Origin of the sequence: Pseudomonas sp. NCCP-436, assembly GCF_019656335.1 — a bacterium.
Lineage (GTDB): Bacteria > Pseudomonadota > Gammaproteobacteria > Pseudomonadales > Pseudomonadaceae > Aquipseudomonas.
Genome location: NZ_BPLZ01000002.1, coordinates 1 through 16,347, shown reverse-complemented (window position 1 = coordinate 16,347; position 16,347 = coordinate 1). Strand labels below are relative to the sequence as shown.

20 protein-coding genes are annotated in these 16,347 nt (G+C 54.7%); 6 read left to right on the top strand and 14 right to left on the bottom strand.

All coding sequences use genetic code 11. The features are described from left to right. Nucleotides 1–97: 97 nt before the first annotated feature. The 10 genes from NCCP436_RS02120 to NCCP436_RS02075 form a co-directional block, all read right to left on the bottom strand. Complete coding sequence (locus NCCP436_RS02120; protein WP_028914760.1) at nt 98–487, bottom strand: MAPEG family protein; 390 nt, start codon at nt 485–487, stop codon at nt 98–100. Between the two features lie 109 nt (nt 488–596). Further along, entirely contained in the window at nt 597–848 is a 252-nt protein-coding gene (locus tag NCCP436_RS02115; RefSeq protein ID WP_259651429.1) for a 4-oxalocrotonate tautomerase family protein, read from the bottom strand. Nucleotides 849–948: 100 nt separating this feature from the next. Continuing rightward, the gene (locus NCCP436_RS02110) at nt 949–1,182 is read right to left on the bottom strand and encodes a hypothetical protein (protein WP_220802144.1); all 234 of its coding nucleotides are present in this window, start codon (nt 1,180–1,182) and stop codon (nt 949–951) included. Between the two features lie 120 nt (nt 1,183–1,302). After that, the gene (locus NCCP436_RS02105) at nt 1,303–1,788 is read right to left on the bottom strand and encodes a hypothetical protein (RefSeq protein WP_220802149.1); all 486 of its coding nucleotides are present in this window, start codon (nt 1,786–1,788) and stop codon (nt 1,303–1,305) included. A gap of 472 nt (nt 1,789–2,260) precedes the next feature. After that, complete coding sequence (locus NCCP436_RS02100; protein ID WP_220802148.1) at nt 2,261–2,908, bottom strand: HEPN domain-containing protein; 648 nt, start codon at nt 2,906–2,908, stop codon at nt 2,261–2,263. A 95-nt stretch (nt 2,909–3,003) separates the two neighbouring features. Continuing rightward, entirely contained in the window at nt 3,004–3,546 is a 543-nt protein-coding gene (locus NCCP436_RS02095; RefSeq protein WP_220802147.1) for a restriction endonuclease, read from the bottom strand. Nucleotides 3,547–3,636: 90 nt separating this feature from the next. Beyond that, entirely contained in the window at nt 3,637–4,299 is a 663-nt protein-coding gene (locus NCCP436_RS02090; protein ID WP_220802146.1) for a hypothetical protein, read from the bottom strand. Next, nucleotides 4,299–5,174: a nucleotidyltransferase gene (locus NCCP436_RS02085; protein WP_220802145.1), complete on the bottom strand. Its 876-nt coding sequence runs from the start codon at nt 5,172–5,174 to the stop codon at nt 4,299–4,301. The genes NCCP436_RS02090 and NCCP436_RS02085 overlap by 1 nt, the downstream gene beginning before the upstream one ends. A 118-nt stretch (nt 5,175–5,292) precedes the next feature. Further along, the gene (locus NCCP436_RS02080) at nt 5,293–5,526 is read right to left on the bottom strand and encodes a hypothetical protein (protein ID WP_220802144.1); all 234 of its coding nucleotides are present in this window, start codon (nt 5,524–5,526) and stop codon (nt 5,293–5,295) included. 112 nt (nt 5,527–5,638) lie between these two features. Then, nucleotides 5,639–6,076 (bottom strand): hypothetical protein, encoded by a 438-nt coding sequence (locus NCCP436_RS02075; RefSeq protein WP_220802143.1) that lies wholly within the window; start codon nt 6,074–6,076, stop codon nt 5,639–5,641. Nucleotides 6,077–6,784: 708 nt separating this feature from the next. Here NCCP436_RS02075 and NCCP436_RS02070 point away from each other — a divergent pair. Next, nucleotides 6,785–7,747, top strand: a complete 963-nt coding sequence (locus tag NCCP436_RS02070) for an integron integrase (RefSeq protein ID WP_220802142.1) — start codon at nt 6,785–6,787, stop codon at nt 7,745–7,747. 49 nt (nt 7,748–7,796) lie between these two features. Here the strand turns inward: NCCP436_RS02070 and sbcD are convergent, their stop codons facing one another. Next, nucleotides 7,797–9,020, bottom strand: coding sequence for an exonuclease subunit SbcD (sbcD, locus tag NCCP436_RS02065; protein ID WP_220802141.1), 1,224 nt, complete (start codon nt 9,018–9,020; stop codon nt 7,797–7,799). After that, nucleotides 9,017–9,436, bottom strand: coding sequence for an Lrp/AsnC family transcriptional regulator (locus NCCP436_RS02060; RefSeq protein WP_220802140.1), 420 nt, complete (start codon nt 9,434–9,436; stop codon nt 9,017–9,019). The genes sbcD and NCCP436_RS02060 overlap by 4 nt, the downstream gene beginning before the upstream one ends. A 148-nt stretch (nt 9,437–9,584) precedes the next feature. On the opposite strand from NCCP436_RS02060, the gene yjeH reads away from it, so the two are divergent. Then, nucleotides 9,585–10,856: an L-methionine/branched-chain amino acid transporter gene (yjeH, locus tag NCCP436_RS02055; protein WP_220802139.1), complete on the top strand. Its 1,272-nt coding sequence runs from the start codon at nt 9,585–9,587 to the stop codon at nt 10,854–10,856. Here yjeH and NCCP436_RS02050 read toward each other — a convergent pair. Further along, entirely contained in the window at nt 10,846–11,454 is a 609-nt protein-coding gene (locus tag NCCP436_RS02050; RefSeq protein WP_220802138.1) for a lipopolysaccharide kinase InaA family protein, read from the bottom strand. The genes yjeH and NCCP436_RS02050 overlap by 11 nt on opposite strands. A 370-nt stretch (nt 11,455–11,824) precedes the next feature. Between NCCP436_RS02050 and NCCP436_RS02045 the strand changes: the two genes are divergently transcribed. The 3 genes from NCCP436_RS02045 to NCCP436_RS02035 all read left to right on the top strand — a co-directional run bounded on the left by NCCP436_RS02045 (nt 11,825) and on the right by NCCP436_RS02035 (nt 14,634). Then, nucleotides 11,825–13,153: a TAXI family TRAP transporter solute-binding subunit gene (locus NCCP436_RS02045; RefSeq protein WP_220802137.1), complete on the top strand. Its 1,329-nt coding sequence runs from the start codon at nt 11,825–11,827 to the stop codon at nt 13,151–13,153. Nucleotides 13,154–13,265: 112 nt separating this feature from the next. Then, the gene (yejK, locus tag NCCP436_RS02040) at nt 13,266–14,273 is read left to right on the top strand and encodes a nucleoid-associated protein YejK (RefSeq protein WP_220802136.1); all 1,008 of its coding nucleotides are present in this window, start codon (nt 13,266–13,268) and stop codon (nt 14,271–14,273) included. 145 nt (nt 14,274–14,418) lie between these two features. After that, the gene (locus tag NCCP436_RS02035; protein WP_259651428.1) at nt 14,419–14,634 is read left to right on the top strand and encodes a glutaredoxin family protein; all 216 of its coding nucleotides are present in this window, start codon (nt 14,419–14,421) and stop codon (nt 14,632–14,634) included. Between the two features lie 54 nt (nt 14,635–14,688). On the opposite strand, the gene NCCP436_RS02030 is transcribed toward NCCP436_RS02035, so the two are convergent. After that, nucleotides 14,689–15,759: an AraC family transcriptional regulator gene (locus NCCP436_RS02030; protein ID WP_220802135.1), complete on the bottom strand. Its 1,071-nt coding sequence runs from the start codon at nt 15,757–15,759 to the stop codon at nt 14,689–14,691. A gap of 449 nt (nt 15,760–16,208) precedes the next feature. Here NCCP436_RS02030 and NCCP436_RS17585 point away from each other — a divergent pair. Beyond that, a partial coding sequence (locus tag NCCP436_RS17585; RefSeq protein ID WP_259651436.1) for a hypothetical protein occupies nt 16,209–16,347 on the top strand: 139 nt, incomplete at its 3' end.

The following is a 16,347-nucleotide window of genomic DNA, read 5'->3' as shown; positions in this document are numbered from 1 at the left end:
CCCGGAACAGGCCGGATATACGAATGCAACCGCGCTGACGATAGGTGCAAAAGCAAAGCTTTACTCACTACTTGTGGGGAGAGTCCATATAGAATTGTTAGGCATTACCAGAAAACGCTGAAAGCAGGATATACCCGGCGGCGAGGACGTAACAGATGCACGTAAGCGCCATGCCAGTGACCCGAAATCGCAAGACTTCGTTCTCCTGCGACACTCCGTAGGCATGGACGAGCCGACCGAGCGCCAACAGGCTGCCAAGGGAATGAACCAGCAGACTCGGCGCACCCAGTTGCTCAGACGCTGCCATAAGGAGCAGTCCGAGCGGCACGTACTCGGCGAAGTTACCGTGGACGCGGATGGCCCGCATTAGGAGAAGATTCTTTCCGTGACCGAGCGAAACGCGGTAGCGCTGCCTAAGGCGAATGGTGCGGAAAGTGAGAAATGCGAAGAACAAGCTAAGTAGAGCAGCGTAAATAGTCCAGATCATGAAAATCTCTCCGTAATGCCTAACGCCCAAATTTAGCGCGGAAAGCCGCGCAGCGGGTTGACGTCGCAGCCAGCGCTTTTTGCTGGCGATAAAATTTGTTTGTTATGTGTCAATCTGTCTGCTGCTTTTTCCATTCATCAGTTAGCAACCCCGAGAATCCCCAATTCTCTTCCTCAATTTCCTGTATTACCACATGAGTATACTCAGGCTTCTTTCCCAAAACACGAACAAGAGAATCTGTTACATCTTTGACGAGAGCAGCCTTTTGCTGCTTAGTTGCGCCTTTAGTTATTTGAATATTTACATATGGCATGTTAACTCCTGATATTAATTTACTTGTCTGAGCCATCGCCAGGCTCACACATAACGCCTGAGCTAAGCGGCGCGGCTTTAGCCGCGTCCGGTGGAGGGCCAACAGGCCCGGAACTTACTTGAGCGATTTGTTATGTGTTACCGCTTCGCTACCATGAATCTGAAACAATTGTGTTACCAGCCAAGTCTTTTTGTTCAACGGTCTGAGTCCTTTTGAAACCACGAACGGCTGTATGGTCTGTATGCGTGACGGTTCCGACGACCTCACCGGCGCTATTCACAATATGGTATTCAATTATATCGGTTTCCTCCATAAAGCCCTTGGTGCGGGAGCTAATACGTTTCAACTCTTCGCCATCTTTTAGTTTAAGTCTTGACTTCATTCCGCTTGATCCTTGATCGTTTTCTAGGGTGAACTGCTTTTCACATAACGCCCGCAGCATGCGCGGCTTTGGAATGGGGGCGAAGCCGCCATGGAAAAGACGTCGCCGTGCCTGCGATGGTTATACCGATTCATACTCACTCGGATGATTGAGCTCACACTTTTTCCCCTTGAACGCCTCGTAAAGCGCCCGATGGCGACGGAGACCGTATTCGTCTGAACGGGTGTCGTAGGCAGCTACCCATTCGATTAGATTTTCCAAGTTTTCATCCTGCTCTTCTTTCGAGCTGAATTTCTCTGGCTCCCAGGGGCGCGCGCGACAATGAGCGATACAAATCTCAACTCCGGGGTTCAGAAAAATGAGTTCGTCACACTCGCACATAATCGGCTCGATGATGTCTGCGTAACAGCCTTCAATTATCCAGCTCTCATTATGGGCAATAAAAAGTCTTACATCCGCGATGCTATCTTGGATCGGGCGCCGCTGCGCCCCATTGTGAAATGCCACTTCATCAAGAGAAAGGCGAGCGGCTGGCTGTTTGGCAATTAATCTCTTTGAGAGAGTGCTTTTACCAGCACCGGCATTTCCAAGAAGTATCGTTCTCACCGCGCTGTTCCTTCCTCGGTATAACGTCCGCAACAGCGGACAACTTGTAGCGCCAGCGGCAAGTTGTTCCGCTGCTTGCGCTTGTTATACATTGTGCAGCAGCTGCGAAATCGCTTGGCAGGAGATTGAAGTTGCGGCTAAGACAGCGCCGGCCGAATTCCACCTTGATTGCGCTCGAAACGTTCCGGACATATCCCATCCATCGAGAGACACACCAGCCAGATTAGGTTCTAAGCCCAGCTTCCTCGCTTTGGCCTTACGCCACTCGACTTCCTTTTCGCGACTTACTTTCACAACGCTTGCCCGAAGCCACGCTCCTGCCGAAAGAAAGCCGAGCACAATAGACACAGCTGTTAGATAAATTGACATTGTGCTATCTCACTCTCCATATGTATAACGTTTGGTTAAGGGGCCGGCTTTAGCCGGTCCCAAGTGAGCGAAGCGAACTGCCTTGAACCGTTTGTTGGGCGTATCACTTGGGAGCTTCCTCCTGAACGACTTGCTCTATGGCTGCCATCAGGGTTTCGATCCAATTTACGTCAGCCACTACGTCATCGTGTGCTATTTCGTTGTACTTAAGCTTTTGTGGGCGGGAGGCGCGCATTATATCTCCCTCATGGACAACTTGATTTCTGCGATGTACCAGATGGTTTAATTTTGTTTTTATTTCTTCGGATTTTATTCCAAGCTTTTCAGCGGTTCGGGACCATCCTTTATCTATGCCTGCTAGTGACAGTGCATTCCCTACTTGCTCATACGATTGAAATGTTTCTTTGAGTAGGCGTCGCTGCATTGCATTTTTTACTTGAACCCATGGGCGTATTGTGCGGTTCTTTTTTCGGCCTGCAATCGTAGCGTCGGCCAGTGACGCAAGCTCTGAAAATGGGAGGTCGATTTTCGCCAGTGACTTCGGCAGGTCGCCTTGTTTTCTTACATCCGAAAGCCTTTGATATACAAGCCAGTGCATATAGGAATCTATGCCAGTCACGGCCATTACAAGAGCCGATCGCCGGAGGTCATTTTTAATTTTATTGTCTGGCAAGTTTGCATTAGCTAGATCAAGTAGTCGTCGACTTCGACGAATGCATGCCTTTGAGGCTTGGATCGGAGTGAAAGCCATTTATATGCCCAACGTTTGGTTAAGGGGCGGGCTTCAGCCCGTCCCAGTGAGCGAAGCGAACGGTTTGAACCACTTGTTAGACCAAGCCGAGAAGGTCAATGGCTTGGTTGTTTTATATAATTTGAGATCCACTCTAGGATGCCGTCGTACTCTTTGCCTTCCAGCTCCCAACGATGCTTTTCTATGAACATTTTCGCGTCTTGAGAAAGGTGAGTTGTGGTAGCAAGAATAGCCTTGGTAGCTCCGTCATCGACTTTTACACCGTACAACTCTCTTACAGCGGAAACTCCAATGGCGTTTCCTGGGTCTGGACGCTTGCACTCAATAAGAAAGCGCAGATTTATTTCAGTTTCTTTTACAGCGATTATGTCTTTTCCGCCGTCGCGTGTTCTTTGTGTCAGCTCAACTTGGTAACCAAATCCGAGAAATATTTCTGCAACTATTTCTTCAAATAGGCGGCGATCAATTACTCGAAGATCGTTTGGGTATTTGTGTAGTCGCTCTATTAGCGCGCGGTCAGCTAGGGAGGCGACCTGTATTATTGATTTTTTACCTTGCTTCGATTGTAAGTCGAACCGGGCCAGCACGGGGGCACCGTTCAGTGGAGCTGAATTTATAGGGCCACCATTTAATAACATGCGACACCTCAATATTTCTGCTGGGTCTAACGACCAAGCTCACTGGCGGCAATGGAGCGTAGCGGAATTGCCGTCCAGTGCAGCGCCTTGTTAGCGCCTATTTTCATTCTCTGTTACGGGGTGCTCGCCCAAATCTTCTGGAAGTTCCTCTAACAGGTCTTTTGAGTGATACTCAAGCACCATCTCCCCTTTTGTTAATCTTTCTGTCCAATACCGACCCACCAATTTTTGTTTTGGCTTCTCAATGATCTGAAACACTGCTGTTCCATCATGGGGGATACTTCTTTCGCTCAAACTCAATCTAGGCTTACTAGTATAGGAATATGCTACGTTTTTTATCTGCCGATCGGGATCTATAAGAAAGCCCTCAGAATACGAAGAACTTTCCATTTCACTTGTACGCATCATGCAACTAATGTGGAAGAAGGACTGGTTCACGGTCAGCATAACTGGTATTGGAGGTGGCTTTTCGCCCGTCGCTGGATTTTTCCAATCTGAATAGATAAATCCCACCCAACTTCCGTTCAAATTTGGAAATGGAACAAGCCACCCTCTGAATATTTTTAGTTTCCAGCCCCATTTAACGAAGACAGCGATGACTAAAAGATCAATGCTCACCACTTTTGGAACAAGCCCAAAAAAGTCTTTTAGCTTTGACAGATCGAGCCCGCCAAAGTAGGCGAGCGAAAACCAAGCGACTGCCGAGATTCCCACCAGCAAATACAGCGAACTTTTTAGTGTTACATTGCGCATTATTTGAATCCAAAGTAATTCCAAGCCGCTTTGGCAAACTCGCGCCCGTCCATACGGGACCATTTTTGTCCTGGATGGAATAAGTAATAACAACCATTTACTTCAACCCACCGACCAGAAGACGGTTCGTCACCTTGAAGTTGATCCCAAATATGAAAAAGCATTCCGCGAAGACAATCCGTCCAGGTTGAATGACTAAAGACTGAATCTGGACAATTGTACGCTAGGCATTCCATAAAATAGGATGGCAACTCCCTAAATACTCCATCTTCAGCCATCGCGTTCTCAACGCGCTTTAACAAACGCACCCCCTTTTTAAATGCGTAGCCCGTTCGCTTATTTTTAGCTATTCCGTTCTCCAATTGCTGAGCAGGGTAGTTGACGATACTGCCACCGTCAGTCTTGAATATCTTTGTTCCTTGTCTCGTTTCATATTTCGTATGGTACTCGTAGCTAAAACACGGAACGACATCAGCGTCAACGCGTGAAGAGCTAGAGTTTACTTGAATGGCTGTAGATCCTGTGGTGTCGACTTGATTTGGGAATTTTGCTTTCAAAGCAGCGACGAGTTCTGATCTAAGTTTTGCAGGAGTCCATATGCCTTCATATGGTGTTCCTGGGGTGTAAATCCCAGACTCTTCCTCCTCCCAGTAAAGGACGTCCGTGCACTCGACTGCAATATCCACGTCGCTGTCTGCGCGCACATTGGTGTTGTTTGCATAAGAACCTTTCGCATAAATCTTTAGAGAGCAATTGTTAAAAGGAATGTGTGAGCTAATAGCATCGCGAATCATTCGCTCTGTCCGATCTTGTTTTTCCTGCTCTGTGTCACTCGAAGGACCGGTCCAACCGGTCAACTTGTCTTCTAGACTCATCACCTCTCCTTTGCGAAGCGCTAACGCCTGAGCTAAGCGGCGCGGCTTTAGCCGCGTCCGGTGGAGGGCCAACAGGCCCGGAACTTACTTGAGCGATTTGTTATGTGTTACCGCTTCGCTACCATGAATCTGAAACAATTGTGTTACCAGCCAAGTCTTTTTGTTCAACGGTCTGAGTCCTTTTGAAACCACGAACGGCTGTATGGTCTGTATGCGTGACGGTTCCGACGACCTCACCGGCGCTATTCACAATATGGTATTCAATTATATCGGTTTCCTCCATAAAGCCCTTGGTGCGGGAGCTAATACGTTTCAACTCTTCGCCATCTTTTAGTTTAAGTCTTGACTTCATTCCGCTTGATCCTTGATCGTTTTCTAGGGTGAACTGCTTTTCACATAACGTTTGGTTAAGGGGCGGGCTTTAGCCCGTCCCAGTGAGCGCAGCGAACGATTTGAACCTATTGTTATACGTTTACAGCTGCTTGTACTGAGTTCCTGCGTTGCTTAATTAGATATAGCAAGGTACTGCTTAAAATTGCTGTCGTCAGTATGTAGCCACTGTAAATCATAATTTCTGCATGCCAGAGCGCAGTTTCAAAATCTACTTTTTCTGTTTCCATAACATGGCCGACAACGCCCCAAAATGCGCCAGTGAAAGTCGCAATTACTAAACAAATGAAATAAGTTGTGAGAACTACTGAGTGTGATTTTTTATGATCTAGCGGCGGGATGAGCGACGTGAAAATGTAAACTAAAGATATAAGTGCGGCGCTAGAAAATGCTCCAACATTTAAGGCCCAGTGTGAAAGTGGCCGCTCCCCCAACGTTGGATAGGCAATAGACGTAAGTAAAAGTGCAAATGCACCAGTGGCGGAAATTAAAGAAATGTTGAGTGTACGCATAGATTTCCTTATGGCGTATAACGTTTGAATTAAGGGGCGCCGTTAGGCGTCCCGCTTGAATGATGGGTTAGCCTGATAGCTAAAAACTGCCATATTGTGTGCACCCCAAGCAGAACAAGTGCTGGTAATAAACAATTCCAGCCAATAACCCAAAGGTATTGGAATATCACGTTGTAGATTAGCTCAATACCCTGACTATTTGTTTTGAAGATGTAAATTAGTACCGGAAATATAGAGGCTATAAGAATTATCTTTGATATTTGCGCAAATGCATTAGTGAATGTATTTGCGAATAATACCGCAGGAATCAGGCATAAGAATGCAATATATTTAGGTGCATTTATGGGACTTGGCAATGACTCCGCCCATTCTGGTAGTCGAACTGTTTTAGCAAAAAGATACAGGTCAGACCAAAAAACCATTGCCACGCTAAGAAATAGCAGACTTACAACGAAGCAGGTGGATTGATTATTTCTTTTCATTTCACACTGAGTTTCCGTATGGCTAACAGTGATTAGATGGAAGGCGGTACTAATCCGATAGTAGAGCCTTCCATCTAACTCCGCATCATCGTCATCGCAGCTCTAGAAAAACTCTTTTCAAATCATGAAATTACCAGCCAGCTCCTGGTGTCTGGACGTATTCGCTTGACTTCCTCTTTTTGCTCTACCATTACTACTGTACAAAAACACAGCCAGGGAGTCGGCCATGGAAACCTCCAGCAAACCTCGCCTGCAAGAGCAGTTCAGGGCGGTGATGCGGTTGCATCACTACAGTATCCGCACAGAAAAATCCTACTGGTACTGGATTCGCTATTTCATCCGCCTCCATCAACTGCGTCATCCAATGGAGCTTGGCGCTATCGAGGTCAACGCTTTTCTCACCTGGCTGGCAGTTGAGCGCCAGGTGGCTGCCGCTACTCAGAATCTGGCACTCAATGCACTGGTTTTCCTTTACGCCAAGGTCTTGCAACAACCGCTCGGGCAAGTGGGTGAGGTGGTGCGCGCAAAACGCTCGGCGCGTATTCCCTGCGTCCTTACGCATGAGGAAGCCACAGCACTCATTGCCAGGCTTGGGCAACCGCATCAACTACTGGCTTCGCTAATGTACGGCGCCGGCTTGCGAGTGGTGGAAGCTGCACGTTTGCGTATCAAGGATATGGATTTCGATAAACAGGTCATCACCATTCACGACGGCAAAGGCGCCAAGGACCGAACAACACTCCTGCCGGCGCCCTTGATCACACCGCTGCTGGAGCGCAGAGAGCGTATGTTTCGCGCCTGGAAGCAGCGGGACAGCTTTTATCACGCTCCCGTCAGCCTGCCATTTGCGTTACGTCGCAAATACCCCAAGGCCGGATGTTCATTCGAGTGGCAATGGTTGTTCCCGTCGACCGGGCTTTGCACGGATGAGGACGGGCAGATCGTTCGTCATCACCTTCATGTCAGTGCCATTCAGAAAGCTGTCAGACATGCCGTCCGGCAATCCAATCTGCACAAGCCAGCAAGTTGCCATACCTTTCGCCACAGTTTCGCCACCGAGCTACTGCGTCGGGGGAGCGACATTCGCACAGTGCAGACGCTGCTAGGGCACGCAGATATACGCACAACGCAGATATATACCCACGTGCTGGGCCAGGGGTTTGCCGGGGTGATCAGTCCACTGGGGTGAGCGCACCAGACGCCTGAGCGATTTGTTACGCATTGATCAGGGTGCCCGATCAGCGGCCCTCGGGCAGCTCCTCCAGCACCTGCCGGTAGAGCTGCTGCAAGCGCCGGATGTCCTCTTCATCCAGTGCTTCCTGCTGCAGTCTCCGGTTGAATACGTCTTCGACACCGAGCTCGTCCAGAGTCTCGCGGGCTTCGCCGGTCAGGCTGGCAACGTTGCTGCCACGCTCGCGGCGAATGCGCAGTACTTCTACCGGCAAACCCTCGCACAGGGCGTTGATGCGTCCCTGCAAGTCGCTCAGGTAGTCGTCGCTGTTGACCTGCAGCTCCAGCCATACGGGCCGTTCTGGCGTGCCTTGTGCGGCCAGTTTGGCAATGCCCGCAGCCAGCTCCTTGAGCGAGCCGCGCAGGCTGGCCAATGGCTGGAATACCGGCACAGGCAGCGAGGTAACCGTGTGTAGCGCGGCCGCCTCGAACTGCAGCAGGAGTACTTCTTTCTGCTGACGCGCCTCGTCGAAAGACAGGGCAATGGGCGAGCCGCTGTAGCGGATGTGCTCGAACCCGGCCACTTTCTGCGGACGGTGGATATGGCCGAGAGCGATGTAGTCAGCAGGGGGGAAGGCATTGGTGGGGAAGGCTTCAAGGCTGCCGACATAGATTTCCCGTACCGATTCGCTGGCACTGGCGCCAACAGTGGTCAGGTGTCCGCTGGCGATGATGGGCAGCTCCAGGCCCAGTTCTGTACGGTAGACCAGAGCACGCTCGTACAACGCGCGGTAATGTCCGGCAATGGCCTGCTGCAGGTTTTGCTGCTTGTCCTGCGCACTTTGTCCGGCCTGACTGGTCAGGACATCACGCGGGCGGATAAAGGGCACGGCACAGAGCACTGCACCTGGTTGGCCATCGCGGTTGTTGAGCAGCAGTACCTGGTCGTCCGGCTCCCTTGCGACGCCCGGTACTACCTGGGCACCGAGTTGCGCCAGCAGGCTGCGGCTTTCGCCAAGCATGGCCGGCGAGTCGTGGTTGCCGCCCAGCACCACCAGGCTGCAACCGGCCTCATGCAACTGCACCACCAGCCGGTAGTACTGCTCGCGCGCATAGCTGGGCGGTGAGCCTGTATCGAACAGGTCACCGGCAATCAGTAGCACGTCCACCGCATGCTGCCTTACCTGTTCCAGCAACCAGGCGCAGAAGGCTTGGTGCTCGGCCTGGCGGGTCTTGCCCATGAAGTGCTGCCCCAAGTGCCAGTCGGATGTATGCAGGAGACGCAGGCTCATAGCGACCAGTCCTGTACGACCATGTGGGTCTTGACCCGCTGCATATGCGGGAAGGTTTCGATCTGCGCTCGTACTTCACTGAGCCGCGCCATGCTTGCGGCTTCGATGTAGACCAGCATGTCGGTCTCACCACTGATGCCGCTGCAGCGACGTACCTCGGGGATGGCGCGCATGCGCTCGACATAGTCCTCGCAACGGCGTCCCTGGTAGAACAGCTCGAAGAAGGCCTTCACTTCGCCGGAACCCGGCAAGCACACTTCGGCGTGATAGCCGCGGATGATGCCGCTTTCCTCCAGTTGGCGAATGCGCTCACTGACCGCCGAGCGGGACAGGTTGACCGCGCGGGCAATCTGACTGACGGGCGTGCGTGCGTCGGCACGCAGCAGGGCGAGGATCTGATGATCGAACTTATCCACTGGGCATCTCGAAAAGCGGGTTGGTGAAAGCCTGCCGGCGGGTTCGACAGTTTGCCGGCAACAACCGTTATTGTGCCGGCGAACGCCGACAGCTTGCTCACGGCGGCCCTCTTATCATGGCCTACCGGCAACCCGCTGAGCATACCTTATGAGTCGATTGAACAAAGAACTTGGCCTGCTGCAGGGTGTCGCCCTGCTCAGCACTTCGCTGCTTGGCACCGGCATCTTTGTGGTGCCGGCGCTGGCTGCCACAGTGGCAGGCGATGCCTCCCTGTGGGCCTGGCTGATCCTGATCGCGCTGGTACTGCCGGTAGCCTTTACCTTCGCTCAACTGGGCAAGCGCTTTCCCCATGCCGGCGGCGCACCGCACCTGATCGGTCAGGCCTTTGGCCTGCGTCTGGAACGTATCAGTGCGCTGCTGTTTCTCGCCGTTTTGCCTGTGGGACTGCCTGCGGCCCTGCACATCGCCAGTGGTTTCTGGCTGGCACTGCTGGATCTGGACACGGCCGGCCTGCTGGCAATCCAGTTGCTGACTCTGGCAGCCATCCTCCTGCTTGGCCAGCGTCCACCGCGCGCCTCGGGGCTGATCCAGGGTTTGATCGCCGTGGCCATCGTCGCCAGTGTCGGAATGATCTGGTGGCTGGGCGACCTGCCGCAGCCGAATCAGTCGCTGCTACCGAGCCTGGACGGCCAATGGCATCTGTTGCCAACGGCACTTGCTGTGATGTTCTGGTGCTTCGTCGGCATTGAAGCCTTCACCCATCTGGGCGAAGAGTTCAGGCGTCCCGAGCGCGACTTCCCGCTGGCCCTGCTGCTCGGCGTATTGCTGGCCGGTCTGGTGTACTGGGCCTGCTCGGTGGCGATTTTGAGCTTCGCCACCTATGGCGATGCGCAGCGCGACACCACCGCCCTGCCCCTGCTGTTCGAGCATTTGCTCGGCCAGAAGGCGCGGGTTCTGGCGGCGCTGATCGGCTATCTGGCCTGCTTTGCCTCGATGAACGTCTACATCCAGGGTTTTGCCCGGCTGATCTGGAGCCTGGCCGATGAAGGGCGGCTGCCGGCCCCGCTGGCAGTACGCAACCGGCACGGGGTTCCGGGCCGGGCCCTGCTGCTGGTAGTGGCCAGCTGTGCACTCTTCACCACACTGAGCCTGCTTCTGGAGCTGTCAGTAGATGATCTGATCCGCTACGCCAACGGCAACTTCATCCTCATCTACCTGTTCAGCATGGCAGCGGGCTGGGTATTGCTGCGCGGCCTCGGACGCCTGCTGGCGGGCATTGCCACATTCCTGTGCGCGGCAGTACTGCTGACACTGGGCAGCGATGCTCTCTACAGCCTCGGTCTGCTGGTCGCTCTGGCGCTCCTCGACATGCTGCACCACGCTCGCTCGGCCACCCGGCAAGCCGGAATCAATCGCTAGGCAGTATGCCGTACTGAGGAATACAACCGCGTTCCTTGCGTCCGACATGTCGGTGCTTGCAAGGCTGGTAGACCACCTGAAAGCGCTTTCGGTCGATGTCTGCATAAGCACTCAGGGCCTGTTCCACCAGCGCGTCATAATGCGCCTCGTCCAGCAGTGAATGCAGTCCGCGAAAATAGAGGAAGCCAAACTGAAAGCCCAATGTCTCGGCCAGGAAGTCCGTCTTGCCGAGATAGCAGTTCTCCAGGTCTATCGCCCTGTAGGTGCCACCATGCGGATCCACCATGATGTTCGCCGCCCACAGATCCAGATGATGAACCTCTTTCTCATGCATCACCCGAATAAGGTCGAACGCTCCTAGCACAAACTCCTCGACATCAACCCCGGGCTGACGCAACCACTCCACTCCGTCCACATGGCCTTCCAGCCACTGACTGACGATGAACACCTCACTGACCAAGCCACGGCCTCTGCGACGACAGCCAAAGCCCTTGAGCGGCGCCGTAGGCACCCCACGCCGATAGGCCTCGATGGAATTGATGACTTCCGCCAGCCCCCAATCGAAGATCCCCTGACGCCGGGGCAGCCCAAGGGTCACCCGTATACGGGAAGCAGGCTACCCAGCTTGGATGTCTTAACGAACACTCGCTGGTCGTCTCTCCCTAAAACACCGGAAAGTCGGCTCTTGCGGTGAACATGCTCGCGAGTCCATATCAGTTGATGCACCTGCCCGAGTAGATCAGTCGAAATCCCTTCGGCCAAATGCATGGTTAGATCGGAAAAACGAACCCGATATGGATAACGTCCACTGAACTCCCTGAAATACCGCATCACATTTCCAAGTAGTATCAAAGTAACTTCATTTTGACATATTTGTGACATTACAGAACATTTATTGCGTGCTCAGAGATGTTTGTTGAGGCTTAGCACTTGGCTATCCTTGGGGCACACCCTGACAAGGAATGCCCATGCGCCGCGTACTCCACGACCTGAAAATCATGATCATGGCCAACCTCTGGATAGTCCCGGTGGTGGCCGGGCTGATCTGGGCCCTGTTCCAGTTCGTCGCGCCGCCGCCGCCGATGAGCGCGAGCATGGCCACAGGTAGCCAGGGAGGGGCCTATCAGGAGTTTGCCGAGCGCCTGAAAGAAGAACTGGCCAAGGAAGGCTTCGAGCTGCATCTGGTGCCCACTTCCGGCTCACGCGACAACCTTGAGCGCCTGCTGGCCGAGCGCCCGGAAGTTGAAATTGCCCTGGTGCAAAGCGGCCTGGAAGAACAGCTGCCGGAGCAGGACAGGCAGCGTCTGGAAAGCCTCGGGGCCATCTATCAGGAGCCATTGTGGCTGTTCCATCGCCGTGATGTAACGATCGACCGCCTCAGCGATCTGCTGCCGCTGCGCCTGGGCCTAGGCGGTGACGGCAGCGGTACGCGCACAGCCAGCGATGCCGTGCTCGCCGTCAACGCCATCCTGCCCGAGCATTATCCGGAAAACTGGCAGAGTATCGGTGGCGGCAAGGCAGCCCGCGCCCTGATGGCCGGAGAACTGGATGCGGCCTTCTTTGTCGGCCCGGCTGAAAACAGCCAGGTGCAACAACTGGCCAGCCATCCACAAATCACCCTGGCGCACTTTCGCCGGGCGGCAGCTTATGAAGCTCGCCTGCCCTTCCTCAACCGCGTGACGGTAGAAGAAGGCCTGCTGGATCTGGCCAGCAACGTCCCTGATCGAGACATCATCACCCTCTCCCCGGTAGCTACCCTGGTGGTTAACGACGCCTTCAACCCCGGTCTGGTACCACTGTTTCTCGCCGCCAGCCGTGAGGTGTTGAAGAATGGCTCGCTGCTCGACCCGGCAGGCAGCTACCCCCGTGCCGAGCCGCCCACCTTCGAACTGCATCCGGATGCCGATCACTACTACAGCAAGGGACTGCCGATCCTGCAACGTTACCTACCGTTTCGCATTGCCTCGCTGGCTGACCGCTACATCATCCTGCTGATCCCGCTGATCGTGGTGCTGATCCCTCTGTTCAAGGCTGTCGGCCCGATCTACCAGTGGCGAATCCGCGCACGCATCTACCGCTGGTACAAGTACCTGCGCGAAGTCGATCGCAAGCTCCACGCCGGCTCCCTGCCCACAGAGCTGGACAGCGAGATCCAGCGTCTGGAACAGCTGGAGGATGAACTGGCCACAGTCGAAGTGCCACTGTCCTACACCCACGAGTTGTACGAGCTGCACATGCACCTGCGCTATGTGATCGAACGACTGCGGGCACTGCAACAGCGCGGCCAACAGGCGTAAGCGCCGTACCGGGTGAAGGGCAACCTCCAGCCTTTCACCCGCAGTTGCACACGAATGCAGCGCCCGGCTTCAGGTAAACTGTGTGCTGGTTTCATTTGCTAGCGAGCCCGCCATGCCGATCCGCCACTGCATCGTCCATCTGATCGACAAAAAGCCAGACGGCAGTCCCGCCGTGCTGCATGCCCGCGACAGCGAACTGGCGCCTTCGCAGGCCATGGAGAACCTGCTGGCCGATCTCAACGAGAGCTATAACGCCAAGCAGGGCAAGGCCTGGGGGCTGTTCCACGAGGAGTCAGGTGCCTATCCCTTCAGCGGCTGGCTGAAGACTTATCTCGACGGCGAACAGGATTTCACCAGTTTCAGCCGCCAGGCCGTCGAGCACCTGCAAAAGCTGATGGAAGAATCCAACCTGTCCACGGGTGGCCACGTATTGCTGGCCCATTACCAGCAGGGCATGACCGACTACCTGGCCATCGCCCTGCTGCACCACAGCGAAGGTGTGACAGTGACCGATGCGCTGGATGTAGCGCCGGCCAAGCATCTGGATCTGAGCCAGTTGCACCTGGCTGCGCGCATCAATATCAGCGAATGGCAGAACAACAGGCAGTCCAAACAGTACATTTCCTTTATCAAGGGTAAAAACGGCAAGAAGGTGTCGGACTACTTCCGCGACTTTATCGGCTGCCAGGAAGGAGTCGATGGCCCCGGCGAAACCCGCACCCTGCTCAAGGCCTTCAGTGACTATGTGGAAAGCGAGGATCTGCCCGAAGAGCAGGCCCGCGAGAAGACCAAGACACTGGTGGGCTACGCGACCAGTCAGGCCAAGCTGGGCGAGCCGATCACGCTTGAAGAGCTATCCGGGCTAATTGACGAAGAACGCCCACGAGCCTTCTTTGAACACATCCGCAACAAGGACTACGGCATGGCGCCGGAATTTCCGGCAGACAAACGCACCCTGAGCCAGTTCCAGCGCTTTACCGGCCGTGCCGAAGGGCTGTCCATCAGCTTTGAGGCACATCTGCTGGGCTCGAAGGTTGAGTACGACGAAAGCCGTGACATGCTGATCATTCGTCAGTTGCCGACCCAGCTCAAGGATCAGCTCAAACGCCGCCAGAGCTGATCCCCTCCACGGCTCGCGGTACGACACAAGGATGTGAACGATGACCAAGCGAATCCTGCTTCTGCTCACCGTTCTGGCGCGTACCAGAACTGGGATCGGGTCGAGCGCTGGCTGAGTCCGCCGCCCCCGTCAGAACGACGAGATCGTGCTCTATGCCTCCTCCTGGTGTGGCTACTGCGCCAAGACCCGGGCACTGTTCGCCGAGGACGGTATCGTCTATCGCGAGGTGGACATCGAGAAAGACAGCGCCGGTCGTGCCCAGTACGAAGCGATCGGCGGAAACGGCGGAGTTCCGTTGATCGACATGCGCGGTCAGATAATCCACGGCTACGATCTGCGGGCGATTCGTGCCGCCTACTGATCCCTTAGGTTCGCTTCGAAAAGTCGTCGAACGCCGGCATTTTTCCTGCAGAGCCTAGTCGGCGCTCTCGCTTTCGCGCCGCCACTGCCGTGGGCTGACCCCGAACCAGCGGCGAAACGCCCGGGAAAATGCGCTGCTTTCGGAGTAGCCAAGCAGTGGCGCCAACGCACTGATCGGCAATTGTTGCTGACTCAGGTAATAAGTGGCCAGCTCGCAGCGCAGTCTGTCCACTACCTGCGAGAAGCTCAAACCCTGCTCGCGCAGACGTCGCTGCAGGGACCAACTGGTCATGCCCATCTGCTCGGCCACCAGTTCCAGCACCGGCTCACCGCTGTGCAGTTGCTGGCGGATCTGTGCACGGGTTTCACTGACGATATCCTGCTCGCTCAGCCCTCCGAGGCTACTGAGCTGACGCAGTGAATCCTGCATCACCACCAGCAGCACCGGATCATGCTCGGGCATGGCACGGTTCAGATCCCGCTTGGGAATCACCAGAGAGTTGAAAGGCTGCTCGAAATACGCAGGAGCCCCGAACAACTTGCTGTGATCCTGCCACTGTTCCGGACGCGGATGCTCAAAATGCACGGCACGCGGAGCCCACTGGCTGCCCAGCACATGGCGCACCAGGTTGTAGACCATTCCCATGGTCAGTTCAGCATCCTGCCGGCGACAGAGAATCGCGCCGTGCCGCACCTGGTAATCGAAACGGTAGCACTCGCCCTCGTCGACCAGACGAATGAGGCTGTTGCGTTGATGCAAGGGGAAGGCACGGGCAAAGTTGATCAGAGCCTGCTCCAGGGTTGAGGAGCACAGCCCTATATAACCCAGCAGCCCAAGAGCTTGTGGCTTGAACTGCTGGCCGTAATAAAGTCCGAAATTATCACAGCCGGATTGCCGCGCCGCCTCCTCCAGCACCCGACAGTAGTTGGGCAGCGCCAAGCTCAGGGTGGGATGCGCCAGAACTTCCGGATCGATACCGGAAACACCCAGAATACGATCGGCGTCGCCACCATGCTTGCCGATGAAGTCGCACAGACCGCTGGCAGCGGCTGCCAGCACCCCTGTATTGCTCTGGACACCTGACATGGGCGATAGACCTGCCGGCTGGGCACTATAGAAACTCATCACACGCTCTCCGCTAACGTGCGAGAAAACAAGCAAGAAACACACCGAGCAGCCTCCAGCCAGCCCTTCTGCCTTAGCAAATCCAGGCTCTGTACCAAAATCTCCGGCGCGCCACGCGCCTTCCATGCAGAACCTGATGCCGTGCACTGACGAAGCCTGATATGCCCAGTAATGGGTCAGAAGGAAACAGCAACGCGCCAGGGTGTTGCGCGCAACGGGCTAATGCTCAAGCGAAACAGCATCTGTGCATGCTTGAGCTGCGTAATGGGCGTTTGCTCAGGCGCCGGGAGCAAGCAGTGATCTTGGCGAAGGACTTGACTGCAGGCGACAGCCAAGCACCCGTGGCGTCAAGTTTGCAACATGAAAAAACCTCAAGATAAGCATGAGTGCTACTCGATTAGCCGGACTCATACACAAAAACAACAACCGTCGTTACGGAGAGTTACCTCATGATTTACGCCAAACCGGGTACCCCAGGCTCCCTCGTTACCCTCAAGCCGCGCTATGGCAACTACATCGGCGGTGAGTTCGTCGCCCCGCTCAGCGGCCAGTACTTCACCAACACCAGCCCGGTCGATGGCTCGGTAA

What these genes read in the sequence shown, in the direction of transcription:
- NCCP436_RS02120 (WP_028914760.1), bottom strand. Translation starts at nt 487, where the DNA reads ATGATCTGGACTATTTACGCTGCTCTACTTAGCTTGTTCTTCGCATTT.
- NCCP436_RS02110 (WP_220802144.1), bottom strand. Translation starts at nt 1,182, where the DNA reads ATGAAGTCAAGACTTAAACTAAAAGATGGCGAAGAGTTGAAACGTATT.
- NCCP436_RS02100 (WP_220802148.1), bottom strand. Translation starts at nt 2,908, where the DNA reads ATGGCTTTCACTCCGATCCAAGCCTCAAAGGCATGCATTCGTCGAAGT.
- NCCP436_RS02095 (WP_220802147.1), bottom strand. Translation starts at nt 3,546, where the DNA reads ATGTTATTAAATGGTGGCCCTATAAATTCAGCTCCACTGAACGGTGCC.
- NCCP436_RS02090 (WP_220802146.1), bottom strand. Translation starts at nt 4,299, where the DNA reads ATGCGCAATGTAACACTAAAAAGTTCGCTGTATTTGCTGGTGGGAATC.
- NCCP436_RS02085 (WP_220802145.1), bottom strand. Translation starts at nt 5,174, where the DNA reads ATGAGTCTAGAAGACAAGTTGACCGGTTGGACCGGTCCTTCGAGTGAC.
- NCCP436_RS02080 (WP_220802144.1), bottom strand. Translation starts at nt 5,526, where the DNA reads ATGAAGTCAAGACTTAAACTAAAAGATGGCGAAGAGTTGAAACGTATT.
- NCCP436_RS02075 (WP_220802143.1), bottom strand. Translation starts at nt 6,076, where the DNA reads ATGCGTACACTCAACATTTCTTTAATTTCCGCCACTGGTGCATTTGCA.
- NCCP436_RS02070 (WP_220802142.1), top strand. Translation starts at nt 6,785, where the DNA reads ATGGAAACCTCCAGCAAACCTCGCCTGCAAGAGCAGTTCAGGGCGGTG.
- sbcD (WP_220802141.1), bottom strand. Translation starts at nt 9,020, where the DNA reads ATGAGCCTGCGTCTCCTGCATACATCCGACTGGCACTTGGGGCAGCAC.
- yjeH (WP_220802139.1), top strand. Translation starts at nt 9,585, where the DNA reads ATGAGTCGATTGAACAAAGAACTTGGCCTGCTGCAGGGTGTCGCCCTG.
- NCCP436_RS02045 (WP_220802137.1), top strand. Translation starts at nt 11,825, where the DNA reads ATGCGCCGCGTACTCCACGACCTGAAAATCATGATCATGGCCAACCTC.
- yejK (WP_220802136.1), top strand. Translation starts at nt 13,266, where the DNA reads ATGCCGATCCGCCACTGCATCGTCCATCTGATCGACAAAAAGCCAGAC.
- NCCP436_RS02030 (WP_220802135.1), bottom strand. Translation starts at nt 15,759, where the DNA reads ATGAGTTTCTATAGTGCCCAGCCGGCAGGTCTATCGCCCATGTCAGGT.